At 65.7% G+C, this 9,541-nt stretch carries 7 protein-coding genes and 1 pseudogene; 3 read left to right on the plus strand and 5 right to left on the minus strand.

Annotated elements, in window-relative coordinates; translation table 11 throughout:
• The coding region (locus ID132_RS15265) for a transposase (protein ID WP_413229359.1) at positions 1 to 232 on the minus strand (232 nt) is incomplete at its 3' end.
• A gap of 24 nt (positions 233 to 256) precedes the next feature.
• Here ID132_RS15265 and ID132_RS08470 point away from each other — a divergent pair.
• Together ID132_RS08470 and ID132_RS08475 are read left to right on the plus strand one after the other, a co-directional pair.
• A complete protein-coding gene (locus ID132_RS08470) occupies positions 257 to 760 on the plus strand; it encodes a 3-keto-5-aminohexanoate cleavage protein (protein WP_328743980.1) in 504 nt (167 codons plus the stop codon).
• A 127-nt stretch (positions 761 to 887) separates the two neighbouring features.
• Positions 888 to 1,367: an Lrp/AsnC family transcriptional regulator gene (locus ID132_RS08475; RefSeq protein WP_193128350.1), complete on the plus strand. Its 480-nt coding sequence runs from the start codon at positions 888 to 890 to the stop codon at positions 1,365 to 1,367.
• Here the strand turns inward: ID132_RS08475 and ID132_RS08480 are convergent.
• The 4 genes and pseudogenes from ID132_RS08480 to ID132_RS08495 all read right to left on the minus strand — a co-directional run.
• Positions 1,360 to 1,911 carry an Lrp/AsnC family transcriptional regulator gene (locus tag ID132_RS08480; RefSeq protein WP_193128351.1) on the minus strand — a complete coding sequence of 184 codons (552 nt, stop codon included), beginning with the start codon at positions 1,909 to 1,911 and terminating at the stop codon, positions 1,360 to 1,362. The two genes, ID132_RS08475 and ID132_RS08480, sit on opposite strands and share 8 nt — an antisense overlap.
• A 63-nt stretch (positions 1,912 to 1,974) precedes the next feature.
• Positions 1,975 to 2,460, minus strand: coding sequence for a M23 family metallopeptidase (locus tag ID132_RS08485; RefSeq protein ID WP_328743968.1), 486 nt, complete (start codon positions 2,458 to 2,460; stop codon positions 1,975 to 1,977).
• A gap of 262 nt (positions 2,461 to 2,722) precedes the next feature.
• The gene (locus ID132_RS08490; protein WP_459562462.1) at positions 2,723 to 7,312 is read right to left on the minus strand and encodes an AAA domain-containing protein; all 4,590 of its coding nucleotides are present in this window, start codon (positions 7,310 to 7,312) and stop codon (positions 2,723 to 2,725) included.
• 838 nt (positions 7,313 to 8,150) lie between these two features.
• Positions 8,151 to 9,079 (minus strand): annotated as a pseudogene (locus ID132_RS08495) (NAD(P)-dependent alcohol dehydrogenase); the annotation flags it as partial.
• Between the two features lie 39 nt (positions 9,080 to 9,118).
• On the opposite strand from ID132_RS08495, the gene ID132_RS08500 reads away from it, so the two are divergent.
• A complete protein-coding gene (locus ID132_RS08500; protein ID WP_193128353.1) occupies positions 9,119 to 9,391 on the plus strand; it encodes a hypothetical protein in 273 nt (90 codons plus the stop codon).
• Positions 9,392 to 9,541 lie beyond the last annotated feature (150 nt).

Consider the following 9,541-nt stretch of genomic DNA (forward strand, 5'->3'; position numbering starts at 1 on the left):
CCCGCTTACGCAGCTCCCGAGCCTCATCAGACTCGGCCTTCGTCACGCCGGGCTTCGCGCCGTTCTCCACGGCGGCCTGGCGAACCCAGTTCTGCAGGCAGGTCTCGCTGATCCCGAAGTCCGCCGCGATCTGACGCAACGGCACACCGGGCTCGCGGCTCGCAGCGACGCGGACCACGTCGTCACGGAACNCCCAGCAGCGCCTTCCGGCACCACACAGATCAGGTGTCACCTATCTGTTCAGCAGACCCTCACCATCGGTACCACAACGGGCTTGTGGACCGTGGAGTCGCATGCCGAACGAATGAGTCACGTGTCCGCATGGCCCGCAGACGCTCTGCCCGACTTCGCGTCGGTCGCGTTCAGCGAAAAAGGTGCTGCCGAGGCGGCGGAGCTGGTCCTCGAGCGAGGCATGGTGCTCGAGTCGGCCGTCTGGTCGATGGCCGATGTCCCCGCGCTCCTTGCCTCACCGACACTCGACCAGAATGTGCGCGTGCTGATCGAGCCGGAGACGGCCGACGCGCAAGCCGCGGTCGCTGAGTGTCGTGAGATCGCCGCAGTGTTGCGCAAGGAGGGGGTTACCGCCCCGATCTTGTATCACGGCTACGACGAGACCGTGTGGCCCGTTGTGCAGGCTGCAATAGAGGACGGGTGTCAGACCCGAATCGGGTTCGAAGATGGTGTGACGCTGCCCGACGGGTCTTTGGCTTCGGACAATGTGGAGCTTGTTCGGGCTGTGCGTCGGCTCTCTGGCGACTAGACGGGACTTCTGCCGTCGCGGTCCAACGGGCTGTGTGGGATCCCTGCCTTGCCAACGGCAGGGAGTCCTGTCGGTGATTCCACACCTCTCGCGCTAGCCTGGGTGGGAGGCCCGGGAGCGTGAGTGCATGGTAGACGACCTGGATCGGCAGCTGATCGACCTGCTTGCCCGTGACGGACGACGATCGTTTGCGTCGCTGGCAGAAGAACTAGGCATCGCCCAATCGACGGTGCGGATGCGTGTTTCGAAGCTGGAGGATGACAACGTCATCACGATCGTTGCGCTCTGTAATGCGCTGCTCCTTGGGCACCAGGTCGTTCGGTTGCTGCTCAGGGTGAGGAATCTGCCGCCCATCTCGGTCGCCGATAGCCTCTCTGGCATCAGTCAGATTAACCACATCGCCCTCGTCGCAGGTTCGCACGACCTCTACCTCGAAGCGACGTGCCGAGACCAGCCCCAGCTGATCGATCTCATGGACGAGATCCGTCGGCACCCCGGCGTGGCCTCCATCCAGCCCATCACCGTCACCTCGCTCGCAAAGGACTACACCTGGGACGGGCTGCGTGGAGCGGCGGGGCAGGGCTTCAGAGACTCGAAAATTACGTGATCTGGGAGACGTCCCGCGTTTGCGGCAGCTTCTCGCGATTCTGGCGGATGTTGCTTCGTGGGCTCGGCTCCCGAAAGCCTTGCCACACGTAGGTGTCCTTCCGGACATCCAGCACGGTCAGCGTTTCGACCTCGGAGATGCCGCGAATGCGGCGAAGGTCTTCAAGCACGATCCGGCCCAACGCTTTGGAGTCAATCGCGACGACGTCAAGAATGATGTCGTAGTAGCTGAGGGCGCAAGCAACGTATTTGATCTGTGGGTGGTCGGCGAGCTGCGCGGCGACCTGCGCAACTGGCACTTCAGAAACCCGCACGCCGACGTGTGCTGCGATGCCACCAATTTTCGTCTCGTCGTACATGCCGACGACATGAATAATGTTCAGGGCAACGAGCCTGTTATAGCGCTGCCGAATCGTCGGCTCGGTGTAGCCCAGGCGGCGACCGATTTCGGCAAATGACAGGCGACCGTTCATGCGCAGCTGATCAATAATGTCTCGATCTGCATCATCAAGAAGCTGGTCTTGTCCGTCGTTGGCGCGATCCATCCCGTAATTCTAGGCGGAGCGGCTGGCAAGCGCGGCGAAGCGATCCTTGCCTTTCGCCGGGTGCTACGGGGCCGTGACGATGTCACCGTTGCGGGGGAGTGTGTTGTTGAAGGTGATCGGGATTGCGCGGGCTTGCTTGATGTCGGCGGTGTCGATCGCCTGGATGTGCAGGTGCGGCTCGGTGCTGTTGCCCGAGTTGCCGCAGCGGGCGATTGGGTCACCTGTTCGCATGCGGGCGCCGATTTGGGTCGTGATGCTGCCTTGTTGGAGGTGGCAGAGGGCGACGATGATGCCTGTGCTGGACTCGACGAAGATGTGGTTGCCGGCGAGGGCGGGCCAGCCTGCCTGGATGCGCTGGCGCTGGCTCAGCGCGTAGCCAATTGACGGGAAGCCGCGGTAGGCCGCGTGNGTCAGTATGAGTGTCGCTCGCCGCGACGATGCGGCCGCCGATCGGAGCCAGGATCTCGCGGCCGAAGCCGGGGAAGCGTTCGGCGGGGTCGGGGCGGAAGAGCGAGGCTGCGGTGATGCGGGCGCTGCGGCCGCGCTCATCGACGGGGACGAAGTCGATCGCGTAGGCGGTCGCGAACGCGTCGGTGCCGTGGCTCGGCACCCGGTTCGCGGGGCTGTTCTGCACGAGCCACCGCCCGCGAAACGGGTACGCGAGATCGACGCTGCCGTCCATGCGCATCCCCTTCGCTCACGCTCGCGAGCACCCTACCGGGCGCACCCGCGCGTTCGGCCAGTGGCGAGCATCCGCCGCCGGCCGTGACCGAGACGGAAAATATCTCGGTTGGGGGCGGGGTGGCGGTGGCTATTGCGTCCAGTGGTCGGGGAACCAGTAGTCGGGCCTCACCGTGCAGACGTAGGCCGGCTTGCCGTCGACTAGGGTCGCCATGACACCTGACTTACCCACCTTGAAGCGCCCACCGTTGGGGCGGACAGCCTGCATTTGATTCCGAACCTGCGCTGCTGCGCTGCTGCCGATCACGGTCGCGAGTGTGCGGGTGCTGTTGCGCGGCGTGATGTTTCCCAAGCTGTCGAGTTGATACGACGTTCCGGTTTCCCAGGCTGCTTTCGCGGCGAATTGCTTGGACTCCGGCGTATCGTCGCCACCGGCAATGCGAGTCGATGTAGGGATTGTCGAAGTCCCTGAGCCGGCGACGGGTGCGTCAATCGAGCCCGGCTGCGGGCCGTTCGCGAGGTTCCGCTCCTTGTCGAGGGATCCCGACATTGCGCGAGAGAACGCCTCATAGACCTCGGCGGGAATGCGGCCGCGGTCACCCACCGCGTAGCCGTTCTCCCGAGCCCAGCGCCGAACCTCGGTGGGGTTTTTCATCGGTGAAACCCGGACCGGGGTGGTGCGCTGGGGGCTCCCACTAGTGCGCTCGGGTTTCACCGACTTGGCTGTGGCGAGCAGCTGCTCGACTTCGGTGGGCGAGGGTGCGGTGTTCGCGACATTGTTGAAGCCCACTGTCGCGACTTTCGGCGCCTCAGCCGGCAACTCAGGCGTAGACTCGGTCACTGGATCAGTCTCAGGCTCTGGCTCAGGCTCAGGACTCGCTTCGGGCTCGGGCTCCAACGATTCCCAGGGCTGCGCCTGCAGCTTCTCGAGGCGCGCTTGCTCGGCGCGCTCCTGAGTAAACTCCGCCACTTGGGCGGCTTCCGCGGCACGCGCCTTCATCTCCTCGAGCCGTGCCCAGAGCGGGCGCATCGCCTGTTCGGGATCGAGATAGTACTTCGACGCTCGGATGCGCCAGAACGACCAGCCGAGCCGCTCCAGCACGCGCTGGCGGCGGACATCCTCATCCCATTTGTCGGGGCCGTGGAAGGTGTCGCCGTCGCATTCGACCGCCAGCTTCTCGCCGTTGGCGACGTTGACGACGAAGTCGATCCGGTAGCGGCCGACGCGATGCTGCGGCGTGACGTCGTAGCCCCGCGCAAGCATTTGCTTCAGGACGTCGCGCTCGAACTTTGATTCGGTGAGCTCGAAGAGGCCCTGCGAGTCCTTGCGGTGGCCGTGCCCCTGCGCGTACTCGATCATGGCGCGGCGCTGATCCTCGTGGTGCAGCGTAGCCGGGTCCATGCTGTAGAAGATCCACAGCTGATCTTGGGCGCGCGACGCCGCAACGTTCGCCCATTGCGCGTACCGCGTCGTGGTCGCGGCGAAGGATGCGTCGTGGGCGACCATCGACACGAACATCACGTTGCGCTCGTCGCCCTGGAACATCGGCGGGTTGCCCACGCGGAGGCGACGGTGCTCGAATTCTTCGTCGCCGATCGCGTCGCGAATCAAGTCCTGAAGGATTTGCGCCTGTGGGCCACTCATCATCTTGACGACGCCGAACGTCAACCCTTCGTAGGCCGGATCTTCGATGCACTTCACGACTTGTGCCGTGATGGCCTCGGCCTCGTCGAGGTTCACGCGGCTTGAGCCGCGCACGATCGACACAGCGTCGTCGACGTGGACGGCCTTGACCGGGTCTCCGATCTGCGGCACGCTGACTTCCCGCAGCGGCAAGATGCTGCCGTTGTAGTAGCGGTTTGAGAACTCGATAATCTCGGGGACGCAGCGGAAGTGTTCCTTGAGCGCGATGGTTGAGGGGAACGCGCGGCCCGAGATCGAATAGAGCGAATCATCCAGCGTCAGGAGCTTCGCCTCGGGCATACCCTTGAGGTATTGATCCTGCAGCGCCGCGATCCGGTGGGTTTGAATTCCAACACGCTCCGGCGTCGTCTGCTTGTCGTCACCGACCACGACGATCTTTTTGCCGAGCGCGAGCACGCCGAGCGACAGCAGGTCACACTGCGACGATTCGTCGACCACGACGACATCGAAGAGGTCCGACACTCGCGGGTCGAAGTTCTCCATCACGCGGTAGATCGGCATGATCCAGATCGGAACGGCGCCCATCGCGGCCGGCAGCGCCTCGCGGGCAGCAGCCTGGAAGCGGGGCGCGTTCTTGCCCGTCCCCTTGCCGACACGCTTCACCGCAGTCAGCCACGTCTCCAGGGCACGCCGCTGGCGATCCTTGAGGTTGCGCTTCAACTCCACACGTGCCGACCGGTTCGCGAGGTCGATGATCGCCCGACGAAGCGCGGTGGCGTCAGTGTGCGAGGACTCCATTAGTGTCTGGAGGTCGGTCTCCGAGTGGAGAGCCGAGAGCCAGCTGCGAGCCTTTGCCCGCTCCCAGGCGACGGCGGCGTTTTCGACCCCACCGACGACGTCCGCAGCCCCGCGACTGTCCAGGATGGCGCGCGCCCAGATCGGGGCACCACCTGCCGACAGGCGCTCGCGGAGCTCATCGCCGCGGAGCACGCGGGCGCGAACCCCGAATAGACGATGCGACTCTGTCATCGTGGCGTCCCACTGATCCGGCCGCGACAGGTCGAGAGCCGAGACGAGCTGCCCCCACAGCGGGGAGGCGTTCGCCGCTTGTCGAGCATCAACAAGGCCGGCCCGCAGCGACGCCAGGTGCGCCTCGAGCTCACGTTCTTCGATGCGGGCGGCCGCGCCGTCGAGGAGGCTGGCGATCTCCTCCAGAGATTCGGGGCGGAGAGCGGCGTCGTGGGCGGTCACAAACGCCTGGCTCGCGGCGTACGTGGAGGGGAAAGCACTGCTCCACCAGCTCGTGACATCGTCCACCCGAGCAGCGAGCTGGTCGGCCGCGAACAAGAAGGCATTGTCGAGTGGCGGCACCGGGATCTGGCATGGCGCGTACGCCTGCGACATCTGGACATGGGCCGCGCGGGTCTTAGTCCGCAGCTCGACCAGTGTACGCACGAGGTCGAGTTGCGCGGGTGTCGTGACTGGGTAGCCATCGACCTGCACCTGGGAGCTGAACTCCTTCAGGTCCTTCGCCGCGAACATCGACAGCTTCTTACCCGCGGCGACGCGCTTGCCCCAGTCTTCGAGCATCTTCGCGTGGGCGACTGGATCGCCCTCGGGGGCGTCCACGACATGCCCCGCCAGGCGACTCGCGAGCGCGAGGGCGACGCGAATCCGTTCGCGCGTTGCCGGATTGTGTTGGACCACCCACGTCACCGCAGGGTCGCGGTGGCGGATCGCCTGCGCGTACCGGTCCTCCCACTGGCCCGAGAGTGCGCGCATCCGAGCGGCCGAGTCGCGAAACATTCTTGCCTGCTGCCGGATCGACTCCAGCGTCATGCCGTCGAGCGTCTCGACGCGGAGGCCGCGATCCTCGAGCGACGTCACTTGCGAGCGGAGCTCATCCAGCTTCTTGAGCTGCGTCTGGAGCGTCGCAGCGGCGGGTAGTTTCGAGGCCTCCGGCAGCGTGAGCGCGGATGCGGCGGCATCCTCCGCGCTCGTCTCGCGGAGGATCTGGGCCAGCTCGGCGAGCTCCTCGGGGGTGATGGGCATCTTTGCGTCCACGGGAACGCGATCCTTGATGACGTCGAGCTCGCGACGCTCGGCCAGCCACTCCGCGACCTGGGGAGCCCTGGCGGGGCCAGTCGGCAGGGGATACTCCCGCTGCTCGCTCTGCAGGGCCCGGACGAGCGCCGCATCCGTTCGTGCGATTGATTCGCGGAGGGCGTCGACTGTGGTGCCGAGCTCAGCGATGCGCTTTTCTTCGCGGGGAACGTCGAGGGATGACAGCGAGTCCTGCATCGACTGTGCCGCGCTGCGGAGCTCCTCCATCGCAGTCGGCGTCGACTCGAGCACTGCGAGCGAAAGGTCTCGGAGCTCTTCGGGGATCTTGTCGCGGAGGACCGAGAGCGCCTGCTCCTTCTCCGCCGTCACGAGGACGCGCTTGCCCTGCGCGACGAGGTGCGAGACCAGGTTGACGATCGTGTGCGACTTACCGGTGCCAGGAGGTCCCTGAACGGTGACGCCGCGCGACCGCGCGAGCTGGCTGGCGATGCGGACCTGTTCGGCGTTGGCCGGCAGGGGCATCAGGAGTCGATCGGCGGTGCCGTCGTCGGTCGAGACTTCGCGGCCAAGCTGACGCAATGCGTCATCGACGCGGTCGCGGTCGGCGACTACGGATGCCAGGCCCTCGGGGAGGAATCCCTCGTAGAGGATCTTGTGGGCGAGCTCGTCATAGAAGCGTTCCTGACGCATGGGGCGCTTGTGCATGAAGAGCACCCAGCCGTCATTGACCTGCGGATTGGCTGTTGGCGTGGCCGGATCCTTGTCATCGACGAGCACCGCGTCGATGCCGAGCTGTGCGCTGATCTGCCGCCGCACGCTGAGCAGCTGTTCCGGGTCCCAGATGTCAGGCGGCGTTTCACGCAGGGTGGCTTGCAGCGAGACGAGGCCGTCCATGCCGTTGAGGCTGGTGCCTTCCAGCGCGTCGAGCTCGAGCTCGACGNCTTGTTCGGGCATCACGCGGATGGTGGCGTCGTCTTGATCGACTTCGACGATGGCCCGGGCGGTGAGCATTGGCGCGACGACCGAGCTGGCACCATCTCGGGCGGAAACGACAACGTGGCCCCACACGACTTCGTAGGTCGCGGACTCCGCCTCTGCTTTGAGGTGGAGGTCGTAAAGGGCGGCATAGAGGCGGCGCGCCTCGTAAACCGGTCGGCTGCGTTCTTCCCATGGCACCCAGGTCGAGTCGAGCCACTCAGTGAATCCACGCTCGGCGTCCGCGGCGAACTGTCTGCGGAGCTTGGCGCGAACTTCGCGGTCTTCATCCGTATCGTCCGCGCTCGTGGGGCCGAGCTGGTCGAGGACTTTGGCCTCAATCTGTCGCTGTACCGCGACCGGTGCGAGCTGCGGTCGAGTCAGGGGATCTTTGCCGTCGGGCACCGGCGCGAGCAGCGGTGCAAGCCATTCTGGTACCTGGGCCGGGGCTGGGGCCGGGATGCGTGCGACCGAGAGCCAGGCCTGACGTCCCTCTGCTGGGCCGATCTTGACGGAAGCATGCGCGGGTACGGCGGATGGCAGAATGTGCGGGTCATGCTGGCGAACGTCACGGACGGGTGCGGGGCCGACCTCGCGGGCGACCGCCGACAGATACTCGAGCAAGTTGAAGCTTTGCTCAGTTACTGAGTCACTCGCAGCGCCCTCGTTGCCATCGCGCACTTCGTGTTTCCTTTCACGTGCCGTTTAGATGATCATGCCACTTGCGCGACCCTCGCAAATACGGTGTCGATCTGCGCTCCCCGATGCGAGCCAGAGCGTGACGGAAGGTGCCCGTGAGGCTGCTGCCGAGCATCCGTCGCCGACCGCCCCCCCGAGACGGAAAATATCCCGGTTGGGTNAGGTGCAGGAGCCTTTACTTCGCGCCCGCGAGGGTGTGGGTGTCGAAGACGAAGCGGTAGCGGACGTCGGCGCTCAGCACGCGCTCCCACGCGTCGTTGATTTCGTCGGCGCCGACGAGCTCGGTTTTGGGGTGGATGCCGTGCTCGGCGCAGAACTCGAGCATCTCCTGGATCTCGCCGATGCCACCCGTCGTCGAACCGGCGAGGGTGCGGCGCGCAGGAATCAGTGAGAACGCCGGCACCGCGAACGGCTCGGCCGGTGCACCGACGTTCACGAGCGCGCCGTCGACGTCGAGCAGCTTGAGGGAGCCCACGATGTCGAGGCCGGCCGACACCGTGTTGATGATCAGGTCGAGCGAGCCGCGCAGCTCAGCCATCCCATCCGCATCGGTCGTGTCGACATACCGGGCCGCGCCGAACGCGAGCGAGTCATCCCGCTTCTTCGTGCCGCGAGACAGCACGGTCACCTCGGCGCCGAGCGCCACCGCGAGNTTCACGCCCATGTGGCCGAGCCCGCCCATGCCGACGATCGCGACGCGCTTGCCGGGACCGGTGTTCTAGTGCTTCAGCGGCGAGTAGGTGGTGATGCCGGCGCACAGCAGCGGCGCGGCCTTCGACGGGTCGAGACCCTCGGGGATGCGGAGCACATAGTGCTCGTTCGTCACTCCGCGTCGGAGTAGCCGCCCTGCGTGATCGTGCCATCGACATCGACACCCGCGTAGGTCTGCGTGTTGCCCTTGAGGCAGTACTGGTCGTGCCCGAGCTTGCACTGCTCGCACTCACCACACGAGTACGACTGGCAGCCGACGCCGACGAGGTCGCCGACCTTGTGCTTCGTCACCTCGGGTCCGACCTCGGCGACCCGGCCAACGATCTCGTGGCCGACGACCTGCGGGTACTGAATCGGGCCCCACTCGCCGCGAATCGTATGGCTGTCGGAGTGGACGCTTGCGATTAATCAAGGGGGCTGAGGTGAACCATCATGATCAAGCGTTCCATTGATGAAATCAGAGCCCGCGCCGACGAACTCGCCGACGCATTCGAGCACTACGACCCGAAGCCTGGTGACCAGGATGGGCCGATGTCGCCCGTGATGGCGGTCAAGCTCGCCGCCTGGCGGCGCGACACCGCCGAGCGCGAGTTGGCCGACGCGGTTCGCGCGGCTCGTGAGCAACGGCCCTTGTGGCGGGAAGCTGGCGAAGCGATCGGCACGAGCGGCGAGGCGGCCCGGCAGCGCTATGGTGCGAGTGCGTAGCTCGCGAGCCGTCCGAGAGGTCGCCTTGTTTTGGCCAAAACCACAGAACTGGGACTTCGACAACGGTTCGCGACTACACGTCGGCTGGACCCGCGCGGCCGGCTATGCCACCGCATCCGCCTTGCTGACGCGCACGAGCATCTTGCCGGT

It is taken from the genome of Gulosibacter sediminis (genome assembly GCF_014904065.1).
Taxonomy (GTDB): Bacteria; Actinomycetota; Actinomycetes; order Actinomycetales; family Microbacteriaceae; genus Gulosibacter; species Gulosibacter sediminis.

What these genes read in the sequence shown, in the direction of transcription:
- ID132_RS08475 (WP_193128350.1), top strand. Translation starts at nt 888, where the DNA reads ATGGTAGACGACCTGGATCGGCAGCTGATCGACCTGCTTGCCCGTGAC.
- ID132_RS08480 (WP_193128351.1), bottom strand. Translation starts at nt 1,911, where the DNA reads ATGGATCGCGCCAACGACGGACAAGACCAGCTTCTTGATGATGCAGAT.
- ID132_RS08500 (WP_193128353.1), top strand. Translation starts at nt 9,119, where the DNA reads ATGATCAAGCGTTCCATTGATGAAATCAGAGCCCGCGCCGACGAACTC.